General features: G+C 56.3%; 25 protein-coding genes and 4 pseudogenes. 21 read left to right on the top strand and 8 right to left on the bottom strand.

Annotated elements, in window-relative coordinates; all coding sequences use genetic code 11:
* The 3 genes and pseudogenes from MK745_RS16640 to MK745_RS16630 form a co-directional block, all read right to left on the bottom strand.
* Window positions 1–250 (bottom strand): annotated as a pseudogene (locus MK745_RS16640) (hypothetical protein); the annotation flags it as partial.
* A gap of 19 nt (window positions 251–269) precedes the next feature.
* Window positions 270–554, bottom strand: a complete 285-nt coding sequence (locus MK745_RS19865) for a transposase (RefSeq protein WP_347813659.1) — start codon at window positions 552–554, stop codon at window positions 270–272.
* A 77-nt stretch (window positions 555–631) separates the two neighbouring features.
* A complete protein-coding gene (locus MK745_RS16630) occupies window positions 632–2,596 on the bottom strand; it encodes a polysaccharide biosynthesis protein (protein ID WP_243614356.1) in 1,965 nt (654 codons plus the stop codon).
* Between the two features lie 969 nt (window positions 2,597–3,565).
* On the opposite strand from MK745_RS16630, the gene MK745_RS16625 reads away from it, so the two are divergent.
* On the top strand, window positions 3,566–3,841 hold the full coding sequence (locus tag MK745_RS16625) for a ribbon-helix-helix domain-containing protein (protein WP_243614355.1): 276 nt from the start codon (window positions 3,566–3,568) through the stop codon (window positions 3,839–3,841).
* A complete protein-coding gene (locus MK745_RS16620; RefSeq protein WP_243614354.1) occupies window positions 3,828–4,178 on the top strand; it encodes a type II toxin-antitoxin system RelE/ParE family toxin in 351 nt (116 codons plus the stop codon). The genes MK745_RS16625 and MK745_RS16620 overlap by 14 nt, the downstream gene beginning before the upstream one ends.
* A gap of 226 nt (window positions 4,179–4,404) precedes the next feature.
* Here MK745_RS16620 and MK745_RS19860 read toward each other — a convergent pair whose 3' ends face one another.
* The 3 genes and pseudogenes from MK745_RS19860 to MK745_RS19910 form a co-directional block, all read right to left on the bottom strand.
* Window positions 4,405–4,722 (bottom strand): DUF6634 family protein, encoded by a 318-nt coding sequence (locus MK745_RS19860; RefSeq protein WP_347813658.1) that lies wholly within the window; start codon window positions 4,720–4,722, stop codon window positions 4,405–4,407.
* Window positions 4,635–4,823 (bottom strand): annotated as a pseudogene (locus tag MK745_RS16615) (transposase); the annotation flags it as partial. The gene MK745_RS19860 and the pseudogene MK745_RS16615, both read right to left, overlap by 88 nt.
* Before the next feature lie 86 nt (window positions 4,824–4,909).
* Window positions 4,910–5,002 (bottom strand): annotated as a pseudogene (locus tag MK745_RS19910) (ATP-binding protein); the annotation flags it as partial.
* Between MK745_RS19910 and MK745_RS16610 the strand changes: the two are divergent.
* Window positions 4,968–5,399, top strand: a pseudogene (locus MK745_RS16610) (DDE-type integrase/transposase/recombinase); the annotation flags it as partial. The pseudogenes MK745_RS19910 and MK745_RS16610 overlap by 35 nt on opposite strands.
* 52 nt (window positions 5,400–5,451) lie before the next feature.
* Here MK745_RS16610 and MK745_RS16605 read toward each other — a convergent pair.
* Entirely contained in the window at window positions 5,452–5,742 is a 291-nt protein-coding gene (locus tag MK745_RS16605; RefSeq protein WP_243614353.1) for a hypothetical protein, read from the bottom strand.
* Window positions 5,743–6,024: 282 nt separating this feature from the next.
* Here MK745_RS16605 and MK745_RS16600 point away from each other — a divergent pair, with 282 nt between their 5' ends.
* The 18 genes from MK745_RS16600 to rfbA all read left to right on the top strand — a co-directional run bounded on the left by MK745_RS16600 (window position 6,025) and on the right by rfbA (window position 22,609).
* Window positions 6,025–6,414, top strand: coding sequence for a MarR family EPS-associated transcriptional regulator (locus MK745_RS16600; RefSeq protein WP_243614352.1), 390 nt, complete (start codon window positions 6,025–6,027; stop codon window positions 6,412–6,414).
* Between the two features lie 26 nt (window positions 6,415–6,440).
* The gene (locus tag MK745_RS16595; protein ID WP_243614351.1) at window positions 6,441–7,640 is read left to right on the top strand and encodes a glycosyltransferase family 4 protein; all 1,200 of its coding nucleotides are present in this window, start codon (window positions 6,441–6,443) and stop codon (window positions 7,638–7,640) included.
* A 13-nt stretch (window positions 7,641–7,653) separates the two neighbouring features.
* The gene (locus tag MK745_RS16590) at window positions 7,654–8,643 is read left to right on the top strand and encodes a glycosyltransferase family 2 protein (protein ID WP_243614350.1); all 990 of its coding nucleotides are present in this window, start codon (window positions 7,654–7,656) and stop codon (window positions 8,641–8,643) included.
* A gap of 6 nt (window positions 8,644–8,649) precedes the next feature.
* Entirely contained in the window at window positions 8,650–8,895 is a 246-nt protein-coding gene (locus MK745_RS16585) for a hypothetical protein (RefSeq protein ID WP_243614349.1), read from the top strand.
* Window positions 8,895–9,449 carry a GNAT family N-acetyltransferase gene (locus MK745_RS16580; protein ID WP_243614348.1) on the top strand — a complete coding sequence of 185 codons (555 nt, stop codon included), beginning with the start codon at window positions 8,895–8,897 and terminating at the stop codon, window positions 9,447–9,449. The genes MK745_RS16585 and MK745_RS16580 overlap by 1 nt, the downstream gene beginning before the upstream one ends.
* Entirely contained in the window at window positions 9,446–10,207 is a 762-nt protein-coding gene (locus MK745_RS16575; RefSeq protein ID WP_243614347.1) for a WxcM-like domain-containing protein, read from the top strand. The genes MK745_RS16580 and MK745_RS16575 overlap by 4 nt, the downstream gene beginning before the upstream one ends.
* The gene (locus tag MK745_RS16570) at window positions 10,204–11,289 is read left to right on the top strand and encodes a DegT/DnrJ/EryC1/StrS family aminotransferase (protein WP_243614346.1); all 1,086 of its coding nucleotides are present in this window, start codon (window positions 10,204–10,206) and stop codon (window positions 11,287–11,289) included. The genes MK745_RS16575 and MK745_RS16570 overlap by 4 nt, the downstream gene beginning before the upstream one ends.
* An 82-nt stretch (window positions 11,290–11,371) precedes the next feature.
* A complete protein-coding gene (locus MK745_RS16565) occupies window positions 11,372–11,884 on the top strand; it encodes an acyltransferase (protein ID WP_279391835.1) in 513 nt (170 codons plus the stop codon).
* Window positions 11,885–11,967: 83 nt separating this feature from the next.
* Window positions 11,968–13,437, top strand: a complete 1,470-nt coding sequence (locus tag MK745_RS16555; protein ID WP_243614345.1) for an O-antigen translocase — start codon at window positions 11,968–11,970, stop codon at window positions 13,435–13,437.
* Window positions 13,434–14,411, top strand: coding sequence for a glycosyltransferase (locus tag MK745_RS16550; RefSeq protein ID WP_243614344.1), 978 nt, complete (start codon window positions 13,434–13,436; stop codon window positions 14,409–14,411). The genes MK745_RS16555 and MK745_RS16550 overlap by 4 nt, the downstream gene beginning before the upstream one ends.
* Window positions 14,412–14,623: 212 nt before the next feature.
* Window positions 14,624–16,342, top strand: coding sequence for a glycosyltransferase (locus MK745_RS16545; protein ID WP_243614343.1), 1,719 nt, complete (start codon window positions 14,624–14,626; stop codon window positions 16,340–16,342).
* Window positions 16,339–17,397, top strand: a complete 1,059-nt coding sequence (locus MK745_RS16540) for an EpsG family protein (protein ID WP_243614342.1) — start codon at window positions 16,339–16,341, stop codon at window positions 17,395–17,397. Before MK745_RS16545 ends, MK745_RS16540 begins: the two co-directional genes overlap by 4 nt.
* 19 nt (window positions 17,398–17,416) lie before the next feature.
* A complete protein-coding gene (locus MK745_RS16535; protein WP_243614341.1) occupies window positions 17,417–18,601 on the top strand; it encodes a glycosyltransferase in 1,185 nt (394 codons plus the stop codon).
* Window positions 18,598–19,203 (top strand): sugar transferase, encoded by a 606-nt coding sequence (locus MK745_RS16530; RefSeq protein ID WP_243614340.1) that lies wholly within the window; start codon window positions 18,598–18,600, stop codon window positions 19,201–19,203. The genes MK745_RS16535 and MK745_RS16530 overlap by 4 nt, the downstream gene beginning before the upstream one ends.
* A 48-nt stretch (window positions 19,204–19,251) precedes the next feature.
* Window positions 19,252–19,815, top strand: coding sequence for a dTDP-4-dehydrorhamnose 3,5-epimerase (gene rfbC / locus MK745_RS16525; protein ID WP_243614339.1), 564 nt, complete (start codon window positions 19,252–19,254; stop codon window positions 19,813–19,815).
* 3 nt (window positions 19,816–19,818) lie between these two features.
* The gene (rfbB, locus tag MK745_RS16520) at window positions 19,819–20,871 is read left to right on the top strand and encodes a dTDP-glucose 4,6-dehydratase (protein WP_243614338.1); all 1,053 of its coding nucleotides are present in this window, start codon (window positions 19,819–19,821) and stop codon (window positions 20,869–20,871) included.
* Window positions 20,868–21,737, top strand: a complete 870-nt coding sequence (gene rfbD, locus MK745_RS16515) for a dTDP-4-dehydrorhamnose reductase (protein ID WP_243614337.1) — start codon at window positions 20,868–20,870, stop codon at window positions 21,735–21,737. Before rfbB ends, rfbD begins: the two co-directional genes overlap by 4 nt.
* Window positions 21,734–22,609: a glucose-1-phosphate thymidylyltransferase RfbA gene (rfbA, locus tag MK745_RS16510; protein WP_243614336.1), complete on the top strand. Its 876-nt coding sequence runs from the start codon at window positions 21,734–21,736 to the stop codon at window positions 22,607–22,609. The genes rfbD and rfbA overlap by 4 nt, the downstream gene beginning before the upstream one ends.
* A gap of 6 nt (window positions 22,610–22,615) precedes the next feature.
* On the opposite strand, the gene MK745_RS16505 is transcribed toward rfbA, so the two are convergent.
* The gene (locus tag MK745_RS16505) at window positions 22,616–23,047 is read right to left on the bottom strand and encodes a hypothetical protein (protein WP_243614335.1); all 432 of its coding nucleotides are present in this window, start codon (window positions 23,045–23,047) and stop codon (window positions 22,616–22,618) included.
* Window positions 23,048–23,178: the final 131 nt, after the last annotated feature.

Here is a 23,178-nt window from a genome sequence, read left to right as displayed (position 1 = left end):
ACGACCACGAGGTATCGTAGGGCATCCGCGTGCGCGTAACCGGCTTGATCGCTTGTGTGTAGTTCTTGATGTTCTTGGTGCTCAGACGAACAACATCGAGATCTTGCTCTAGGTTGTCCTGCCCCTCCTCATCGACGGGGAAAGCCGTAAAACCATCAGTGCAGGAAGCAAGGAAGAAAGAACAGAGAAAACAGACCAGAAGTTTCTTCAAGGGAGTATCACCTATTTTCTCGCCATTCATATTGGCCATTGACACGTTTCCAGCCAAATCAGTGACAAGGAGATTTCTCTACAAGGAAGCTCCCATAGAAATGCACTGCCAGCGCATCGATGGTCGAAAGGTCCGCTCTCGTACCGGCTCCTACACACTCGACTTCCGACGGCGTATGGCGCGTAGAACGCGCAACGTCCAAGACTTCATACTTTGAACGCCATCTATAGAAAGTAGTTTCACTGATGCTATACCTCCGGCACAACTCCTTTGCCCGACACCCAGCCTGGTGTTTCTTCAATATGTGAAAGATCTGCTTCTCGCTGAAACGGCCTCTCTTCATCGTCTGTCTCCTCTGTTGATGAACAAACTGACTGAACTGTGGATTCTCTGGCAAATAGGTCATCCTCACCTGCCCACCTATGTAGTACAAGTTTCCCTCGCCTCCCAACGTGTATGCATCTTTGGTATCTCGCGTTCTCGCCAAAGCACGTCGTTTGTCCCTCCTGATGTCGGACGATAATCCACCGGTAATTCATTCAGGATCGCAAATATCTCAGGAAGGTCAGAACGCTCGCAGACCGCGAAGAGGCGGTCAAGCATGACCTCCAGTTCCTCCATCTTCAATGATATCTCTGACGCGGTCATGATCCGCGGATGACGTGTCGGCGCGGGGTCATTGCCAATCAAGAGCTCTTCGTAGAGTTTCTCGCCCTTGCGCAGCCCCGTGACACAGATCGGAATATCGCCTTTCTCATGCGATATCTGCTCCGGGTCATCCACGAGATAGGGCGCCAGCCCGTGCAGCTTCACCATGCTCATCGCAAGGTCGAGGATCTTCACCGGCTCGCCCATGTCGAGCACGAACACATCCCCGCCCTTGGCCATCGCGCCCGCCTGGATCACAAGCTGCGAAGCTTCCGGGATCGTCATGAAGTAGCGCGTAATATCCAGATGGGTGAGCGTCACCGGCCCGCCACGCTCGATCTGGGCGCTGAAACGCGGGATCACAGACCCGGAAGACCCGAGGACATTGCCGAAACGCACCATCGAGAACACCGTGGCGCAATCCTCGCGCGCCTGCGCCTGACAGATCAGTTCCGCAATCCGCTTCGTGGTGCCCATGATATTCGTTGGACGCACGGCCTTGTCCGTCGAAATCAGGATGAAGTTCTCAACTCCGTGCCGGTGCGCCGCCTTCGTTATCTCGAGCGTGCCGAAGACGTTGTTGCGGATACCTTCTATGACGTTCTCCTCGACGAGGGGCACATGTTTATACGCCGCCGCATGATAGATCGTCTGCACGCCAAAGGCCTTGATCGTCACATCGAGGCGCCGCGCGTGCTGGACCGAGCCAAGAACCGGCGCAATGCGGGTCACGTATCCCCGATGCTTGGCGGTCTCCAATAGCTCGCTCTCGATCGCGTAGAGCGCGAACTCCGACATCTCGAAAAGCACGAGCGCCTTCGGCTCCTGCGACAGGATCTGGCGACAAAGCTCACTGCCTATAGAACCACCCGCCCCGGACACCATCACCACCTTACCCGCGATATTCTCGCTCAGGAGGTCAGGATCCGGTGCGACCGGATCACGTCCTAGAAGGTCTTCGGGCGACACGGCGCGCAGCTCGGAAATTTTTGCTTTGCCGCTAATGATTTCAGAAATCCCCGGGATCGTCTTGATCTCGAGATGCAGATCTTCCAGAGACTCGATGATCTCCTTTCTGCGTTGGCGGCCTATGCTTGGAAGCGCGAGCAATACGATTTGCACTGAGTGTTCTTGGGCAAGATACTCAAGTTCATATGGTGAGTGGACAGGCAGTCCACTGATCGTCAGGTTCTGAAGGGTCTTATCGTCATCGACGAGCGCAACAGGTTGGTAGTCACGGCCATGATACAAGGCATTCAGAAGTTGCAAACCTGCCTCTCCGGCCCCGAAGATGATCACAGGGCGTTTGCCGACCTGATCGGGCTTACGAAACACCTGTCGCGCGAAAAAGCGGAGACCGCCCACGGTCAGGAAAACCAAAATCGCATGGAGGAGCGGCACGGAACGAGGAAGACCTACGTCGAGCAAAAGGCTACTCGCGTAGACCAGGAGTACTGAGATCAGGGCCCCCTTCCCCACTGCGAGCAATACTCTACCTGTCACACAGCGCACCAAGTTCCTGTATAACCCGAGTCCCCAAAAGAGCCAGACCGTCAAGATCGCGGTGAGAAATGCCGTCCCAAGTACATTGACATTCAGGAGGAATTGAACGCTCTCAAGGCGTAAAGTCATCGCCGCTAGGAAGGACGCCGCGATAAGAAAGGTATCAGCCGCGACTTGTAGCTGAACTTTGCTGCGACGATTGCGGCCTTCAAGGTAGCTCATAAATTTTGTCATCAAAAAACTCTTACTCTACAAGTCGTCACATGCGGGTGTATGTCACAGACAGAATTCAGAACGCAAGAAAGAAAAGATGTCTGACTTGCTATAGCAGCTTTCTATCAAATAGATTCTTCTGCACCTTTTCATATCCATTGTATGGCCGCCTCCGATCAGCTTATGGGCGAACATAGATCAATCTCCATAGCGCCCGCACATCAAGGCCCAAGCTCAACAGGCTCAAAGTGTTGGGTGTCTCCTGGATCATTCGAGAAAATTGGGGTCGCTTGAAGGTGGGGCGAGGACAGCCAGAAGCCAACGAGACGGTCCGAAAATTGGATCGTAGATTGAACAGCTTCGGTGAGAACGGAGAAAGGCACTCCTTCAAAATGGCTAACCTCCAATCAAGCGTAATCTCGAAAACCTAGTACAATAGAAATACGTAAGAGAATCCTGAGGACACCCAACATGTACTTTAGTAGTATACCTTTGACCGTTTCTCAATAGGTAAGAGTTGGCTCTGGATTCTCGAAAAGTTTGCAGCCTGTTTAATGTGGATCCAGGTTTCATTCAGGCTGCCATACTCAAGGGTTCAGTTCTGTTTTCAAAGGCTTAGTCGCGTTTCAATATACCATGGGTCGGATGGGGGCGCTTGGAGTAGTAGATTGCCATCCACTGGCTGATCCCGGCTCTGGCTTTAGAGCCAGACACGATCGCCCAGAAATAGTAGCACTCGTATTTAAGCACCCCCCACAGAAGCACGCCCCTACGGTGAATGTTGACACTGATGTGAGCCGCCCCTCAAAGCCGGCTTCTTCTTCAAGACTTGTTGCTCCTCCGCGAAATAATAGGGAGATCTGCTCCCGACGAAATCTCCGCGGTCGCACAGTAATGGGTGTGAAATCAGTGCGGTGATCAACTTGGATGGGTATCCTTCCTTGTATGCAGTGCTACTAAGTGCTACCTTGTTGCAAAAGGAGAACTGGCATGACTGTGAAATCATCGATCTCTTTGTCGGACCCGCAAGACCGGTTTGCTCGTGGCCTCGTTGAATCTGGGAAATATGCCAGCCTGAGTTCCGTCCTCCAGCATGGGCTTGAATTGCTTCGGCAAAAGACCGATGCCGAGGACTTGGAACTGGCTGCGTTGCGGCAACTTGTCGACCGGCGCCTGTCGGGGCCAAGGGTTTCGTCCGCAGACATGGATACCCGTATCGAACAGATGATTGCGCGTAAACTGCAATCAGATAATGTGGGATCTTGAGTTCTCCGCAGAAGCGGAATGGGACTTTGAGCTGATCTTTGACCTTCTTGCGAGCTCGTATGTCGAGTTGGGCGATGAGCCAGATGCCGCACTAATACGTGCGGCCAGTCGGATTCGCCGAATAAGAACTTCGGTGAATGTGTTGGCGCAATCGCCCCACATGGGAACGTTGCGATCTGATATTCAGGCGGGCCTTCGCTTCGTGCGTGTGGAAAAGACCGCCATCTGGTTCTTGCCGGATGAAGAACGAACCTGCGTTGTCGTCATTGCTCTGTTCTTCGGTGCGCAGGATCACATCCGTCACATGCTGGCACGAATGCTCGCTGGGAAAATCTGAAAGAGCGCGCGTCATGCGTTGATAGATGCCTTCAAGGAGGGTGAGAGCATCTGGAATTTCGCTGAGATCAACATTTACCGTAGGGGCGTGCCACAGAAGTGGTTCGCTTTTGTATCTTGAATACGATGGAGTACTGACAAAGCTCAAGACCAGGGGGAGGCACCCGAACGTTCTCCCCCAGACACTCTCCGAAATCGAAATTGCCCGGTTATCCCCGCCAGACATGTCAGCCCTCTCCCGTGTCGTTACGCATCATACGTTCCCGCCAAGCCCCCAATAGCTCATCCAGCAGCGACAGGTCATCCAGCGGCCGATACCCAGGAACGTCGGTCTGCACGAATCCGGAAGATGCCTTTTCCATTCCGAGGCTCTTGGCGATCTTCGCCTCATAGTCGGAGAAGGGTTGAGACAGAACATACCATCGCGAGGCTGTGCGTGCCCAGCCGATGTTGGCATCAATCGCGACAAGCTGCGAGGTGACATGCCCCCATACTTCGACTTGTATTTGTAAAAGGTGCCCTGGCTGAGGCCGTGCTTGCGGCACACCTCCGCTGTCGGCATGCCTGCTTCCTGTTCTTTGATCATCCCAATGATGTCAACGGCTGAGTAAAACCCGGCCACTGTGGCGGAGCAAAAGTAGGCCATCTGGGCGCGAGCGCCTTGGAACGTGCTTGCTAAATGAGAGCCGCACGCTCCAAGGCGCATTGGCCGTCAGGCCAATTCTATGAGGATCATGTTCCGGCGGTTGCGATGCGGGCGCGGCTTTGGTTGAGCCGATAGCTTTCGCCGTTCATTTCCAGGATATTGACGTGGTGGGTCAGCCGCACGGCCCATGCTGGCTTCGTGCTTGATGCGCTAGAACAGGCCGTTCATCAGCGACAGCCAGGAGCAGGCCTGATCCATCATAGCGACCGCGGATCACAATATCTGTCGATCAAATACACCGAACGCTTGGCCGAGGCCGGGATCGAGCCCTCGGTCGGCAGCGTCGGTGACAGCTATGACAACGCGTTGGCCGAGACAATCAATGGTCTCTACAAGGCGGAGGTCATCCACCGCCGTGGCCCATGGCGCAGTCTGGATGCCGTGGAATATGCAACGCTGGAATGGGTCGACTGGTTCAACAATCGCCGTCTCCTCGAGCCGATCGGAAACATCCCACCAGCGGAAGCAGAGGCAAACTTCTACGCAGCTCTGGAAACTGAAACCATGGCCGCATAACTTAAACCAAACAGCCTCCGGCAAACCCGGGGCGGTTCACTCGAACAAGATGTCAATGGCGACGCAAAACCTTGCAACTGTTGACAATTGTCACGACATCCAACTCCATAGACGACCCAACCCGAAGCGCGCACTCCTTTGACCAAACCACCCGCAGTTGATCCGCCCCGACGGCCACACGCGTCTGCGTTCCCATGATCTCCATCAGGACCCAGACGCGCAGATTTGGTGTGATCGTCTCAAACTCGGCGACGAAGTTGGCAACGTGTTCAGCCCCACCTGAGTGGTCCGATTTGAGTGTTAGTTCAGAAAAAGCATCGATAGAGCGGACCGAATAGTTCATCCCCTGCCCTTCTAATTCAGAGGATTTTCCTTACGGAACGGCGATATTGACGAGAAACTTGTTACATAGATAGACGTAAAATGTATGTGTTGATTCCAAGCACAGAACTCTAAGAACCGCTCATGCAGTAAATTTTCGTTGTATCACATTTCCCCTTGTTTGCGAGCACAGCATTTGATATCGCTCACATGTGAACGATTTGGGAAATGTTTCGAAGTCGCATCGTATTCAGCAAGGCGCCCCGCAGGCAGTCCTTGTGCGGTAGCCTGAGAGAAACTCACCATGACAAGTAAGCGCAGCAAGCTTCAGGAGGACACGCATTTTCGCGTGCTTCGTCTCCTGCAAGAGAACCCGGAAATGTCCCAGCGCGAGTTGGCAAAGGTGGTCGGCGTGAGCGTCGGCGGGATGCACTACGTCTTGAATGCGCTGATCGACAAAGGCCTAGTGAAGCTCGGAAATTTCACGGCAGCTGAGGACAAGCGGCGCTATGCCTATGTCCTGACACCGAAGGGGCTCGCCCGGAAAGCGGCGCTCACGCGTGCGTTCCTGATCCGGAAGATGGAAGAATACGAGCTATTGAGACAGGAGATCGAGGCGTTAAGCTCAGAATTGGGCATCATACCCGAAACACAAGTCGATTGTAGCAATGTACACACACTTAATGAGGGCTGAATAAGACAGTTCCTTTAGCTTTTTCGGTGGTTTGGTTGAATATTCTCATTTTCGCTCATGACTGCGGCCTCCGTGGTGCGGAGAAGGTCGCAGCAGATCAGGCCGAGGCGCTCACAAGGCGTGGTTGGAAGGCAACCGTGGTTGTCCCTTGCCAGGCCGGAGGCCTAGCAGAATGCCTGCGCCGCAGGGAAATTGACTGCGTACATGTACGCTACTGTCACTGGTTCGGCACAGGAAGCCTCAGGGGGCGCGCCTACCGGACTCTCTCGAATATCGTGGCGCTCCCCCGCATGCTCCGCATAATCCGGTCGGTCCAGCCTGACGTGATCCTTGTCCACTCGATCGCCTGCGGCGTCGGCGCCATCGCAGCCCGACTGTCGGGAACGCCTCGAATCTGGCAATTTCACGAGACAGGCCCATACGGCACGTCTTCCGACCGCGGGTACTTCGACCTTGGTGAGCGATTGACGGTCCGAGCGATTCGCTGGACTAATTGCCGTCTGCTGGCAGTCTCGACCAGAATTGCCGATCTGTACGAGCGGAAGCTCGGTGTGGCGCCGGTGCGCGTCGTCTATCAGGCCGTCGAGCTGGACGATGCGCACCCGGCATCAGATGCAATGGCTCTTGCGCGACTGTCATCTTGGCCAGGGCCAAAGCTGATGATCATCGGCTCATTGTCGCCGCTAAAGGACCAATCCGCTGCTGTGCGTGCAATGCCTCAGATATTGGAGGTCTGGCCCGATGCAGGGCTATTCCTAGTCGGTGACGACCCGCTCGGAACGGGCACCGAGATCAACACTTTGGCACACGACCTAGGCATCTCGGACAAGGTAGTTTACCTTGGGACACTCGCCAACGCCGGTGCCGCAATCGCGCATGCGGATTGTTGCATTGTCACTTCAATCGACGAGGGCTTCGGTCGGGTCACTATAGAAGCCATGCTGAGTGAGTCGTCAGTTGTGGCCGCAGACGTCGAGATCAATCGTGAGGTAGCCGGTGAGGGCAACGCCGACTTCTTTACTCCTTCCGATTCTCGTTCACTGGCCGCAGCGATCAATACAGTGCTCGCACGCCCCGAACCGAACCGCCGCGCCAAGCTTACCCGTGCCAACTCGTTCGCCCGCCAGAAGTTTAGCTCAACGGTCGCTACGGATGCGCTCGAAGCCGAGCTGCTAGCCTGTCTCGACCGCTCGGCACCAAATGACACCGGATTTGAAATTTCATGACTCGAGGCAGCCAATGAAGAAACTGTGCATAGTGATACTCAATTGGAAAGGCGCGCAGGATACGATCGACTGCCTTAGCTCATTTCACGCGCAGTCCATGCCCGAAGGGTTGCACCTTGTGGTGGTCGACAATGCGTCGCCTGACGACTCGGTCGAACGCATTCTGTCCTGGACGGAAGGAAGCGGCATGCCGACCGATATACTCGACCACAATGCACAGGACGATCGGCTGATTGAGGTGGCTCCTCCTGTTTGGACCGACGCACCGAGGCTCACCTTGGTTCGCAGCAACATAAACAGCGGGTTTTGCGTCGGAAACAATCTCGGGGCTCGGATCGGGTTCGAGGCAGGCGCCGATTATGTACTGGTACTCAACAATGACACCGTAGTTCATCAGGACTTCAACGCAGCGCTGCAGCAGGCGCTCTTAGGTGACGAAGGTAGGACCCTCTACAGCCCGCAGATTGCCTATGCCTCGGATCCTGATACGATCTGGTGGTTCGGCGGCCGCTTCTCTCGTCTCCTCTCCCCCACGTATGTCGCGCAAGGAACACCCGTCCACGCCGACGACCGATCCCGACCAAAGACTCAATGGGTTTCAGGGTGCGCAACGTTAATATCACGCGAGGTGTACGATCAGCTGGGGCTCTATGATCCGGTGTTCTTCATCTGGTGCGAGGAATGGGACCTGTCGCTTCGGGCAGGTAACGCGGGCGTACCGATGCGGGTCCTGCCGGACACCCTTGTCTACCACAAAGTCGGCAAATCGCTCGGGATCACGTCACCCCTCACTTTCTTCTATGCCATGCGCAACATGCTGATCCTGCGCAGGCGCTACCTCCCGTGGTTCCTACGACTTCCGTTTAATGTGGTCTATTTGCCGCATAAGCTTGTGCAGGCATTCCGGTTAGCTCTGCGCCAACGTGACCCGAACTATCTTCTGGGCTACGTCGACGCGCTCACATCGACCCGCACCGGCGGGAAATGGCAGCGACAGGGCTGAGCGAGCATGGAAGGGAATGCGATGAATTCTCACCACCCCTGGGCAGATACGGACAAGGCGCAGCACAAATACTGGCTGGACCTGAACGGCCCGCCCGAGGCCAGTGCTTACGACGTTATCGTCCTGACCGTGGTACATGACGCATTCCGCGCGGCAGGACCGGACGCTTTGCGCAACCATGGCCGCGGCGGGGCCCTGTTCGGCGAAGTCAAAAGCGTGTTCGCGCGCGACGACAGAGATTTGAGGCTGTGATGGTTCCCGAAAACCTCGCCCGGGTCGAAGGGCCAAACCTGAATCTTCGCCTGATCTGTCCCGATGATGCGGACTATGTCCATGCTCTGCGCACCGATCCGGCCTACAACCGGCATCTCTCGGAAGTACGCGGCACGGTAGAGGATCAGCGCCGCTGGATCGAAGGCTACAAGGTGCGTGAGGCCGAGTTACGCGAGCTATACTATGTGATCAAGCGCAAGGACGACACCCGCTGCGGGCTGGTCCGGCTCTATGACATCGTCGCCGACGGTTTTACTTGGGGGAGCTGGATTCTCGATCACAACAAAACACCCAAAGCCGCGCTGGAGAGTGCGGTTTTATCCTTTGGTGTCGGATTCGATTGCCTAGGGGTGTCGCAAGCACTGGTCGATGTGCGAATCGGCAACGATAAGGCGCTTGCCATTTACCAGAGGCTCGGAATGACCATACTACGTCGCGACGATCATGACATCTATTTAACATATTCGCGCAACCGTTTCGAGGCTGACCGAGACGAATATCTGGCGATCCTTGAAGATGAGCGTGCGAGATGACCAACCAACCCGTTGACTGTATCATCCCCCACAGCGCGCAGATTGCCACAGGGGTGACACTCGGCCCAAGAGTCGTGCTAGCCGGTAACGGAATCGTCCTTCGCCAGAATGCACGGCTGGACGCTGCCGCCGTGATCGGGGCCGATGTAACGATCGGCCAGGGTGCATGGGTCAGGGCAGGCGCCGTTGTGCTTCGGTCAGTCCCACCGAATGCCATCGTCGAAGGCAATCCAGCCCAGGTCGTAGGCTATCTTGACGGTGATGGTTCCCGACGGAAACCCGATCCCAAGCACATCGACATTCACGCCTTTGGCCATCTGCCGCGTCCATCGAAGTTCGACCTTGACGTCGGAAAAAGTGCCTTGTTCCTCATGCGGCGTATCACCGATGCGCGGGGTGCCCTGACCGTGGGGGAAGTCCCGACCGAAGTCCCTTTCTCGCCTGCGCGATATTTCGTTGTGTTCGACGTCCCATCCATGGAATTGCGCGGCGAACACGCGCACAAGCAGTGCCAGCAGTTCCTGATCTGCCTGCATGGCTCCTGTCGTGTCCTCCTCGATGACGGTCAGTCCCGCTGCGAAGTGACCCTGGATCGACCCGACATGGGGGTGTTCATGCCGGAAATGATCTGGGGCACACAGTACCGATACAGTCCCGACGCCGTCCTGCTAGTTTTCGCTTCTCGCACATACGAAGCCGAGGATTATCTGAGAACCTATGACGAATTCCTTGCAGAACTGGAAAGCCGCAGACCATGAACGTCCCCTTCCTTGACCTTGGCGCCGCCTATCGCGAACTCAAGACCGAGATTGATTCGGCCATACAACGCGTTCTCGACTCCGGCTGGTACATCCTTGGGCCCGAGGTCGAAGCGTTCGAGGCCGAATGGGCGGCATATTGCGAAGCTGATCATGCGGTGGGTTTGGCCAACGGGCTTGATGCGCTGATCCTCGCACTACGGGCGCTTGACATCGGCTCGGGGGACGAGGTGATCGTACCCTCCAACACTTATATCGCGACATGGCTGGCGGTCACGGCAGTCGGAGCGCGGCCAGTGCCGGTGGAACCCGACCCCGCCACGCACAACATCGACCCGGCCCGCATCGCCGATGCGATCACCCCGGCCACTCGAGCGCTGTTGCCAGTCCACCTTTATGGCCAGCCAGCCGACCTTGACCCGCTCCTTGCGCTGGCCCGCCAGCACGGCCTTCCGGTGATCGAGGATGCCGCCCAAGCCCATGGCGCGCGCTACAAGGGTCGGCGCATTGGTGCGCTTGGCGATGTGGTGTGTTGGAGCTTTTACCCCGGCAAGAACCTGGGTGCCCTGGGCGATGGCGGTGCTGTCACCACGAACTGCCCCGATCTGGCCGACCGCATCCGCGTGCTGCGCAATTATGGTAGCCGGGTGAAGTATAAGAACGAGGTCCTGGGCGAGAATTCCCGCCTCGATCCGATCCAGGCGGCGGTGCTGCGGGTCAAGCTGCCGCATCTGGATGCCTGGACCGACCGCCGCCGCGCGATTGCGGGCGCCTATGCCGAAGGGCTGCGGGACACCGAGCTGATCCTGCCGCATGTTCCGGAATGGGCTGACCCGGTCTGGCACCTGTATGTCGTCCGCTCGCCCGACCGCGACGGGTTGCAGCAGCGGCTGACCGCAGCGGGGGTGGGCACGCTGATCCACTACCCGATCCCGCCGCATATGCAGGCGGCCTATGCGCGTTTGGGCCTCGCGCCCGAGGCCCTGCCGTTGGCACGCGATCTGGCGGGCGAAGTGCTAAGCCTTCCGATGGGACCGCAATTGTTGCTGGCAGATGCGGTGCGGGTTGCCGCAAATGTTTAGGCTCTTGCTTTCCCGGATAGCAAGGCGATTGCGTTTCGGTTTCTGCCGGCTGTTGCAATTTGTGAGAATTGCGGCGTACAGCATGGCCTCAACTAACAGACTGCATGGCAGAGGCCTGCGAATATTTCAACCCGTACATGCAATTGGGCAAGGCAAGATCAAGATCGGAAGTAATGTTGTTATCGGAGTACTTCAATCTCCGGGTTACCTCAGCGACTCGTGCCATATTGAAGCACGGACAGAAATTGCCGAAATCATAATTGGTGATGATACTTTCGTGAACAATGCCTTCACGGCAATTGCGGAAACTACTAAGATCGAAATCGGCTGCCGTTGTCTTATCGGCCCTCGCGTCACCGTTTTTGATAGTGACTTTCATGGACTTCAGGTTGCGGATCGAATGAACGCGAATGCAACTATTCAGAAACCCGTGAAGATTGGCGATGACGTTTTTATCGGAGCGGGTGCGTTTATTCTTAAAGGGGTGTCGATTGGATCGGGTACAGTGATAGGTGCCGGCGCTGTTGTTGTCTCTGACATACCCGAGGCTGTGATTGCCGCTGGTAACCCCGCAAGAATATTGAGAGCACTGTGAGCGGAGCAAAGCAGCTTTTGCCTAGAAGACATTCACCCGAGACCGGTCAGAACTCGTCTGCCTCGCGCGGCCTGATCAGATCCATGCTCGTAATCGGCTCTGCGCAAGCCGTGAACATCCTGATTTCGATTTTCCGCATGAAATTACTTGCCATTTTACTTGGCCCAAGTGGTGTTGGGCTATTTAACATCTACAATACTCTGCTGCAGATGATGCAGCAGGCTGCCAGCCTTGGGATGGCTCAAAGCGGCGTGCGGGAAATCGCAGCGTCGCGCGGGGAAGAAGAAACGTTGAGCCTTATGCGCCGCGTCCTCTTTGCAGCGCATCTCGTGCAGGGCATGCTCGCTATGCTGGCGGTATGGCTCTTGCGCGTGCAGATTTCCACCTGGCTCTTCAGTGATGCATCCCGGGCGACAGAAGTCGGGCTGATCGGGATAGCGATCCTGCTGGCACTTCTAGGTACGGCGCAGATCGCGATCCTGCAAGGGATGCGTCGAATCACAGACCTCGGGCGTGTCACGGTGTTTGGGGCCTTTGTCGCCACTCTGGTTGGCCTCGCCGCCGTCTGGATGCAGGGCGAAAACGGACTAGTGTGGTTCATTCTCGTTCAACCACTTGCTACGGTTGTGATCGCGCAGTTCTACACACGCCGGCTGCCCAGAACTTCAGCAAGACACATGTCTCTGGCGGACACTTGGGCTGCATGGAAGACCATGGCGAAACTCGGGATCGCGTTCATGCTGGGAGCCTTGGCAACCACAGCAACGGTTCTGCTGGTGCAAGGGCGGATTTCGCAGGAATTGGGGCTTGACGCCGCTGGGCATTTCGGCGCTGCGTGGGGTATCACAATGACCTATGTGGGGTTCCTGCTCGGGGCAATGGGTGCCGATTACTATCCCCGTCTGGTCGAGGTAATTCACGACCGCACAGCGGCAATGCGCCTGATGAACATCCAGTCACAGCTCGGGCTTGCTATCGGAGGGCCAGTGCTTTTGCTGCTGATCGGCGTGGCCCCTTGGGTGATCACCCTGCTTTATTCCTCAGAATTCGCGCCTGCCGTCACGTTGCTGCAATGGCAAAGCTTGGGAAATGTATTTAAGTTGGCCAGTTGGGCGTTAGGATTCTCCATAGCGGCATCAGCACGCAGCAAGACTTTCCTGATCGTCCAGGTGAACTTCAACGTTCTCTTCCTTCTGATACTTTGGCCGACCCTCGCACATTCCGGCATCATCGCTGCAGGCCCGGCGTTCACATTCGCATATATCTTGCATTTTCTTGTTTTGAGCATTCTTGTCCGCCGCATCCATGGCTTCCGCTGGGAGGCGCTTTCTCTAGGCCTGCTCGGCTTGCACGTCGTCTTGGCTGTGGCTCTTTTGGCACTGGCGCTGACAGCCCCCTACGTGGCAGCGGTCACTTCGGTAATTCTAGCAGCGGTAACCGGGATGATTGGGCTACGTGTTGTGCTGATCAAGATCGGCTCAGAGAGCCGCCTTGCCACTCGCCTGACCTCGTTTTTCGCCAGAATCGGCTGGCCCATCCGGAGCACAGCATGACAGTCGCCACCCCGGGCCGCCCGCTGGTCACTTTCGCACTCTTCGCATACAATCAGGAGCAATATGTCCGCGAGGCAGTGGAGGCTGCGCTTTCCCAAACCTATTCGCCGCTCGAAATCATCCTGTCGGATGATTGCTCTTCTGATCGCACGTTTGAGATCATGGAAGAGATGGCGCGGGAGTATCGAGGACCGCATCAAATAAAGATACGGAGAGGGGAAAAAAATATCGGATTGCTCGCCCATGTATTGACCGTGGCACAGATCGCCAAAGGTGAAATTTTCGTCGTTGCAGCTGGCGATGATATCTCGTTGCCGAGTAGATCCGCAAGAATTGTTCAGGCGCTCTCGGGAACGGAATATCTCGCCTTCTCAAGCGATGACACGATTATCGACGAAAATGGTGTTGAGCGCGATTGGGACAAGGAAAGGTTTGACCGTAGACGATCTTGGCATTCTGCCAATCAAGCGTGGCTCCATGGAGCAACTGCGGCTTACACCACAGAGTTTCTCAAGGAATTACCGATCCCTGATGTCCCTATCTTCTACGAAGACATGGTGTTCATCGATCTAATCAACATCTTTGGCGGAAGGTCATTTAGATCAAACGACAACTTGTTGAAATATCGGCATCACTCTAGGAATCTGTCGAACCGGAGTCAGATAACGTCTTCGATCGGAGAGATCGAGGAGCAGACTGTACTGCGCTGGCGTCGAGAAAGAGATGCAAAGAAGTACTGCATTGACTGTATTAAAGAAACTTCCGGCAGGTGCTGGATCAATAACGAAATCACAGAACGCATCGACCTTGAGCATGCCTATCTTAGCCGCATTGCCGATTGGAGAACAGCGAAGCCCATAGATCGACTTGAGTTGCTTTTTTTTGCGATCCACACCGGAAATGCCAAATCCGCCTTGCCGCGTATCTTTGGCGAAAGAGTATTTTTTTTCCTTAAGCGGTTCAGGAGTGTTTAAAGAAGAGTGTGTATTATGAAGTTCAGACGTGCATTTACATTTTCCTTCCCAATCCGCCAGGCGACAGGTGTTGATTCCAGAGTTTGTCATTACTGGTGCTGCGATTGCCGTCCGACCTACCGTGCTCGTACGTTACATGCGGCGCGCCAGCTTCATCAATCACCGCACCGATGCGACAATTACAGCTCCTCATGCCTGGCGGACAACGTGATATGACAGGCTCGCCCTCTTTTTTCATAGTTGGCGCACCGAAGGCGGGAACAACCTCGCTGAACGAATATCTTGCCCAGTATCCGGACATCTTCATTCCGGCGGCGAAGGAGATGCACTTCTTCGCCGCCGATCTGGAGCAGAAAAAACGCAAGGAGGCCGCGCTGACGCGCGCGGCTTATTTGTCGCATTTCGACGCGATGACTGATGAAAAAATCGCTGGTGAAGCGTCGGTTCTCTACCTGAAATCAGAGACAGCGGCGGAGGAAATCCGTAATTTCTGCCCCGAAGCGCGGATCATCGTGATGTTGCGCCAGCCAGCCGAATTGATCCATTCGCTGCATGCCCAACTGATCTCGCAGGGGGACGAAGACGTCAAAGACTTCGCTGCAGCACTTGATCTGGAGCCGGATCGAAAGGCCGGCCGCAGGCTTCCCAAGGGCGTGAAGGTGCCCGACGACGGGCTGTTTTACCGGGAGGTCGCGCGCCTCGGCAGCCAACTTGAGCGGTACCTGACAATTTTTCCGGCCGAACAGGTTCACGTGATATTCTTCGAGGATTTTTCCGCAGATCCACAAGGCGAAGTCGACAAGGTGCGCGCCTTCCTTGGGTTGCCACCCGTAATCACGCCCATCGACACATCAGTCCGCAATCCGGCCTCACGCCCGCGCTCGCGGCTTCTCACCCGGTTCCTCTATCACCCGCCGCGCTGGGCGATAGTACTGGTCAAACGCCTCGCGCCGCGCGCGGCACTAGTGGCTCTGCGCGACCGGATTCGTCGGTTAAACGACGCGAAGGCCCAACGTGCCCCGCTTGCGCCAGGGCTGCGCGACGCGCTTACTAGAGAATTCGAACCCGAGATCGCGAAACTGGAATCTCTGACAGGGCGCAACCTTCGCGACTGGCGACCGACCGAAAGGGCCGTGCATCCCCGCATCAGCGCCGTCATTCCCTGCTACAACTGCGCCGCCACCATCGAGCGCGCGGTCCAATCGATACTCGGCCAGACCGCGCCTGTAGCCGAGATTATCCTAGTTGACGACGCAAGCACGGACGACAGCGCCGAAATTCTATGGCGGCTTGCACAGGCGCACGATTGTGTCCGCGTGATCACCCTGCCGCAAAACGCTGGCCCGTCTCATGCCCGCAACGCCGGTTGGGATGCGGCTCAAGGGGACTGGATCGCTTTCCTCGATGCCGATGACGCGTGGCACCCCGAGAAGATCGCACTGCAGGTCCGGACGATCCGCCAACGGCGCGGGCTCGCGCTTGTGGGCCATGGCTGCGAGGTCGGGGAGCCGGGGCAACCCTGGGCAGATCTCGCGTCGCTGGACGAGGACGCCCTGTCACAGAAGGTCCGTCTGCTCGGCAAATGGCGACTGATGGTCTCCAACCCTTGGCCCACACCTTCGGTAGTGATCAGGCGAGATATCGCGGAACGGTTCGATGAAGATATGCGACGCGCTGAAGACTACCTGCTGTGGTCGCGGATCGTGATGAGAGGTGGTGCCGGTGCGCGTATCAACCTCGACCTTGCGCGACTCTACAAACCAAAATTCGGTGCAGCAGGGTTGAGTGCCGATCTGTACGCATCTGAGGTGGCCGAATTGAAGGCGATCGGTCGCTTGAGGCAGGCGAGGCTCCTATCGTTCCCCGTGGCTGTTGGTTGGAGTGCATTCTCCCTGGCCAAATACCTGCGCAGGCTCGTGAGATCGAGATGATCTACACGTTCTCGTATATGGTGTTAGGCTTATCCGCCCTAGTATCAGTCTCGCGGCAATGGAGACTGGCCAAAGCTCTCGCTTTTATTGTTCTGGCCCTTTGCACAATCCTTGCTTTCGCGCGCGGCGATGTTGGGACAGATACGCTCGCCTATGAGTCACTCGTAACTGTGTTTGTGCAAAGTACCGGTTGGATCGGAATCGAGCCAGGCTTTATTGCCTATGTACGTTTGGCAGAAAACATCAGTGACAATACCGTTCTGATCACGCGCGGTATTTCTCTGATCTTTGGCGGGTTAACCCTAATCTTCTGCATACGCGCAAGCCGAGACGAGTTGTTCGTTATGCTTGCTTATTTTGCGCCGAACTACTTTTTCCAGATGAGCATGAACGGTCTCAGAATCGGGATTGCAACGGTTGCTTTTCTTTGTGCCGTGCAGTTGATCCGCCGCGGCCGCAAAATGCACGCGATGGTTTACCTAGGGGTGGCCGTCGCATTCCATGTGTCCATCGTGTTCGCGATCGTGCTGATGTCGTTCACGCTCATCAAGGTGTCTCGGGCAAGAAGCCTGATGATGCCGGTCATGGCTCTTGTGCTTACCCTCGGTCTTGTAGCCGTGGCGCAGGAATATATCGGCGACAAGGTCGGTGCATATACCGAAATCGTTTCCCCTGGCCTGTTTTCAGGATTGTCCCCGATCGCGCGCATCTTTGTGATTGTGATGGCGGCTTTGTCCCTCCCGCTGGCTGCTGCGGAAAAGAAATGGGCCTTTGCCACGATCCTTCTGGCAACCCTGCTGTCGTATGCGATGTCGACCCAGAGCTACGCGGGCCTGCGTTTCCTTGAGATCATCGCATCGGTGGTACCGTTTCTCTTCCTGATGAAGCTAGACCAGTCGACTCCGCTTAACCGTCGTTTCTGCCTGGGACTGACGATTGCAGGTATTCTGGGCGGTCTTAATACGCTGCGCGGTTTCTATGCCTCACAAGGCCTTGGTGGGGCGCCGTTCATTCCATATCACTTCTTTAACGAAACGATTATCAACCGTGGATAAGCATTTTAAAGGTACTTTGATGAACGATCACCAGAACATGGCAAGCCCGATGATATCCCAGCCGCGCATTGTGATTGTTATGCACTCGGTACTCAATCTTAAGTTCTTTTGGGTTCCGATCCTAGAATCTATGGCGACCGAATTCGACGTCGTGCTTTATATACGCAACGATGCGCCGGAAATCTTGAAGCAGCTAGACCTGCCCTGCAGGGTCGTGTTCATACCCATCGAGCGACAAATTGCACCCTGGAAAGACCTGCGTGCCTTGTTCGCAATTTGGCGCCAACTGCGCCTAGACCAGCCAGATTTGTTGCAGACCGTAACACCGAAAGCCGGCCTTCTCGGGATGCTGGCAGGGCGGGCAGCAGGGGTTCCGATTCGTGTTCATACCTTTCAGGGGCAAGTCTGGGCCACTGCGTCGGGACTTAAGCGGACGATCTTTCGTCTCATCGACACGTTCATCGCTCAACTGTCCACGACCATTCTTGCCGACAGTCGAACCCAACTGGACTTTCTACGCGAGGAGGGCGTCTTGCGCTCCAGCAAGTGCCGGGTCCTGGGGTCTGGGTCGATCTCTGGCGTGGATCTTGAGCGGTTCAATCACAACATGCCCGAAGACCCCGCGTTGCGCGCCGATCTCGGCCTGACAGACGATGCCTTCGTTTTCCTCTACGTGGGGCGGCTGCAGCGCGACAAGGGGCTCCATGTGCTGGCTGACGCTTACGCCGACGTACTCGCCCGTGCAACGCGCCCCACTCGCTTGGTCGTGGTCGGACCGGACGAGGAAAACATCGGTCCGGCGCTGGAGGAGAAGCTCGGGGACGCTTTGGTGCTTCGACCATACACAAGCAGACCCCAGGACTACCTCCGGCTTGCGGATGCTGCCGTGCTCCCGAGCTTCCGCGAAGGCTTCGGCTCGTCCCTCATCGAAGCGGCGGCCATGCGGCTTCCCTCGGTGGCTTCGCGGATCTACGGCATCAATTGCGCGGTGATTGAGGGCGAGACTGGGCTTCTGTTCGAAGCGGGAAATGCCGGGGAAATGGCCAGTGCGATGCTTCGCCTGATCAATGATCCAACCGAGTATGACCGCCTCGCGGACAAGGCCCTGGACCGGGTGAAACGGGAGTTCGACCAAAGGGTGGTCGTCTCCAACCTGATGGATTTTTACCTTGGCGAGCTCGCCGGTAGGGGGAAAGTGACATGACTCCGCTAAAGCGGTTGACCGACATCTTATTCGCAGCGGCCCTTGCCATCGTTCTAGCGCCTGTTCTTCTTGTGACCGGGCTTGCGATCTTGGGAATGGATGGCCGACCAATCTTCTACATCTCGGATAGGGCAAAGGGAATGGGTCGCACCTTTCGGCTCGTGAAGTTCCGCACCATGCGTCCAGATCCAACGGATTCGGGTGCTTCCGGGGGACACAAGGCGTCGCGGATCACCCGAAGCGGGTCCTTCCTGCGCAAGTCTCGCCTCGACGAAGTGCCCCAACTCTGGAACATCATTAAGGGTGACATGAGTTTCGTTGGCCCTCGCCCACCGCTAGCAGTGTACGTCGAGAGATTCCCAGATATATATAGCAACGTGCTAAAATCTCGCCCTGGCGTGACGGGTCTGGCGTCGATCTATTTTCATGCCCACGAAGAGTTCTTATTGGCGAATTGTAAGACACCAGCGGAGAACGAGCACATCTACCAGACACGCTGCATCCCGCGAAAAGCGCATCTTGACTTGCTTTATGCGAGAAATCGGAATTTCTGCTTTGATGTGTGGTTGATGCTCGCGACGGTATTCAAAAGCCTGCGATGACCGATGTTATTGATTGATGAGCCAAGTAAATGATCAAGGGACAAAGTTATGCTTCAATCTGAAGATCTTGCCTTGAATGGCGTCTTAAAAACCGTGGCCCATAGGTTTGGCGACCATCGCGGTTTTTTTCAAGAAACCTACAGCCATCGCGCCTATGCAGCCATGGGTATCGATGTCACTTTCGTGCAGGACAATCACTCGCTGTCTGCGGCCACGGGCACCATTCGGGGGTTGCATTTTCAGACGCCGCCGCATGCACAGGCCAAGTTAGTACGCTGTGGGCGCGGCGCGATTTTTGATGTGGCGGTCGATATCCGGCTGGGCAGCCCAACCTATGGCCGCTGGGCGGGCTATACCTTGAGCGCGGAAAACGGTGTGCAGCTTTATATTCCGGTGGGCTTTGCCCATGGCTTTGCCACGCTCGAACCCGACAGCGAGATTATCTACAAATGTAGCGATTATTACGCTCCGGAAACCGAGGGCGCGCTGCGCTGGGATGACCCGGATATTGGCATCGCATGGCCCCTCACCAGCGCGCCGGTGCTAAGCGAGAAAGACGCCGCCGCCCCGCTGCTTGCCGGTTTTAACAGCCCATTCACATTTGAGGGATAAGAGATGAAGCTACTGATCACAGGGGGGGCGGGGTTTATCGGCTCGGCCGTGGTGCGCCTGGCGGTGGCGCGCGGGCATCAGGTGGTCAACCTAGATGCGCTGACCTATGCCGCCGATCTGGCCAATGTAGCGTCGGTGGCGGATAGCCCGCTTTACGCCTTTCAACAAGCCGATATCCGCGATCGTGCGGCGCTGAATGCAGCCTTTGCCACGCACCAGCCCGATATCGTGCTGCATCTGGCGGCCGAATCCCATGTCGATCGCTCTATCGATGGGCCCGCCGATTTTATCGACACCAATATCACCGGCACGTTCAATATGTTGGAGGCGGCGTGCAAATATTGGCGGGCGGCGGGGCGGCCCGATGGGTTTCGCTTTCATCACGTCTCGACAGACGAGGTGTTTGGCTCGCTGCCCGCAGACCCGGCCGTGCAATTCACCGAGACCACAGCATACGACCCACGCAGCCCCTATTCCGCCTCGAAAGCCGCGTCGGACCATCTGGTGCGCGCCTGGTTTGAAACCTACGGCCTGCCCGTGGTGCTGAGCAACTGTTCCAATAATTACGGGCCCTATCACTTTCCGGAAAAGCTGATCCCGGTGATTATTCTGAACGCGCTCGCGGGACGGGCGCTGCCGATTTACGGCGATGGCAGCAATATCCGCGATTGGCTTTACGTCGAAGATCACGCCGATGCGCTCTTGTTGGTGGCCACCAAGGGCGCGCTGGGGCGCAGCTATAACATCGGCGGCGAAAACGAGCGCACAAACCTGCAGCTGGTGCAAACGATCTGCGCCATCCTCGACCGTTTGCGCCCGCGTGAAACCGGCACATACGCCGATCTGATCACCTTCGTCGCTGACAGGCCCGGCCATGACGCTCGCTATGCCATCGACCCCACGCGCATTCGCCGCGAGCTGGGCTGGCGCCCCAGCGTGACGGTGGAAGAGGGGTTGGAACGCACAGTGAGCTGGTATCTCGAAAACGACGCATGGTGGCGGCCACTGCTAAACCGCCACGGCGTGGGCCAGCGGCTTGGAACCGGCGCGACATGAGCAAGCTGCTGGTTTTTGGCCGCACGGGTCAAGTGGCGCACGAGCTGCAGCATTTGGCATCAGGTCAGGCGCTGGATCTGCTGGCCTTGGGGCGCGATGCGGCCGATCTGGCACAGCCCGGCGCATGTGCTGCGGCCATCCACTCCCACCGCCCCCGCGCGGTGATCAATGCCGCGGCCTACACGGCCGTTGACCGGGCCGAGGAGGAAGAGCCATTGGCCACCGCCATCAACGGTGCGGCGCCGGCGGAAATGGCCCTGGCTTGTGTGGCGCTGAAGATTCCCTTGGTGCATATCTCCACCGATTACGTGTTTCCCGGCACCGGCCACCACCCTTGGGAGCCCGGTGATATCACACTGCCCGCCAATGCCTATGGCCGCAGCAAATGGGCGGGCGAAGAGGACATTCGCGTCAGCGGCGTCACCCACGCCATTCTGCGCACCTCTTGGGTGTTTTCCGCCCATGGCGCGAACTTTATCAAAACCATGCTGCGCCTTTCTGACACCCGCGACCAGATCAGCGTAGTCGATGACCAAATCGGCGGCCCCACGCCCGCGCGGGCTATTGCTGCCGCCTGTCTGGCCATCGCCGGGCAGCTGCAGGAGGCGCCGGAAAAAACTGGCACCTATCATTTTAGCGGCGCGCCCGATGCCAGCTGGTGCAGCTTTGCCCGCGCGATATTCAGCCTAACGGGCCGGCCCACCCGCGTGCAGGCAATTCCCACCAGCACCTATCCCACGACAGCCGCGCGCCCGCTGAACAGCCGCCTTGATTGCAACACCACCACCTCCGTTTTTGGTTTGGCGCGCCCAGATTGGCACGCGGGCCTGAAGGAATGTTTAACAGAGTTAGGAGTATCCACATGACCAACCGAAAAGGCATTATTCTGGCTGGTGGCTCGGGCACGCGGCTTTACCCCATCACCATGGGTGTGTCGAAACAACTGCTACCGATTTATGACAAGCCAATGGTGTATTATCCCTTAACTGTGCTGATGCTCGCGGGCATCCGCCAGATCATGATCATCACCACACCGCACGACCAAGAGCAGTTCATCCGCACCTTGGGAGACGGAAGCCAATGGGGTATCTCATTGGAATACAAGATACAGCCCAGCCCCGATGGGCTGGCACAGGCCTTTATTCTGGCCGAAGAGTTTTTGGCAGGTGCCCCCGCGGCTATGGTGCTGGGCGACAATATCTTCTTCGGCCACGGTCTACCAGAGTTGCTGCAAGAGGCGGGAAATACCACCACCGGCGCCACGGTGTTTGGTTATCGCGTCTCCGACCCCGAGAGGTATGGCGTTGTAGATTTTGACCGCAGCGGCATGGTCAATAGTATCATCGAAAAGCCAACCGTACCGGCCTCCAACTATGCCGTTACGGGGCTGTATTTTGTCGATAGCAGCGCCCCAGAACGTGCAAAAGCCGTGCGACCTTCGGCCCGTGGCGAGTTGGAGATCACCACGCTCTTGGAAAGCTACTTGCGCGATGGCCAATTGACAGTGCAGAAAATGGGCCGTGGCTATGCGTGGCTTGATACTGGCACCCATGACAGTCTGCTCGACGCCGGCAACTTCGTGCGCACACTCACAAAACGACAAGGTCAGCAAGTTGGAGCCCCTGATGAGGTAGCCTTCGAAATGGACTGGATCAATATATCTCAACTGCAGTCCCGCGCGCATAAGTTCGGCAAGAATGACTACGGGGACTATTTGTTAAGTCTAACAAAAAAATAGTTGGTCTTATTGGTCGCAGGGTCTTCCAGAAGAAGAAGTTTTAAATACTAGGGCGGTCAGATCAGTGTTTTGGTAAGGCCCGAAGAATAAGTTTCCGTTCGTTAACACGTTCTGTCCAGCGCCATCTGTTACCGGCGCAACGAAGCTACTCAAGCGTTCAAATAAGTTGCGGAGTCTGGGATTGTTCGATGGTTTTGCCATGAGGGTAGAAATTGCGGTCAATGTGAAACTATAGCGTTCCATGTGACCAATATGACGAAAAGCATTTATTGAATCTTGCGGGTTCTGGGGCATATTTCCAAGTGGTGCAAATCCAAGTAGAGCCAGCATCAACGCAACGGCGGCGGCATCAATCTCGCGGTCGAAATCGCAACGATGATATATTTCGCACAACTCACTAATAATTTCTGCCTGCATTTCGTTAATTTGACGTGACATATTTTACACAACTCTTATTTGCACGCTTAAAGTCCAATTTCTCTAATTACTTGTATAGTTATGCGCCCCGAAACATTGATCCTTCTCCGCGAATGCAGACAAATCTACACTAACTATCACGATTTAATCAA

This window comes from Shimia aestuarii, from assembly GCF_022814865.1.
Lineage (GTDB): Bacteria > Pseudomonadota > Alphaproteobacteria > Rhodobacterales > Rhodobacteraceae > Shimia > Shimia aestuarii_A.
Note: the sequence above shows the minus strand (reverse complement) of the source record. Positions and strands in the feature narration are given on the sequence as shown.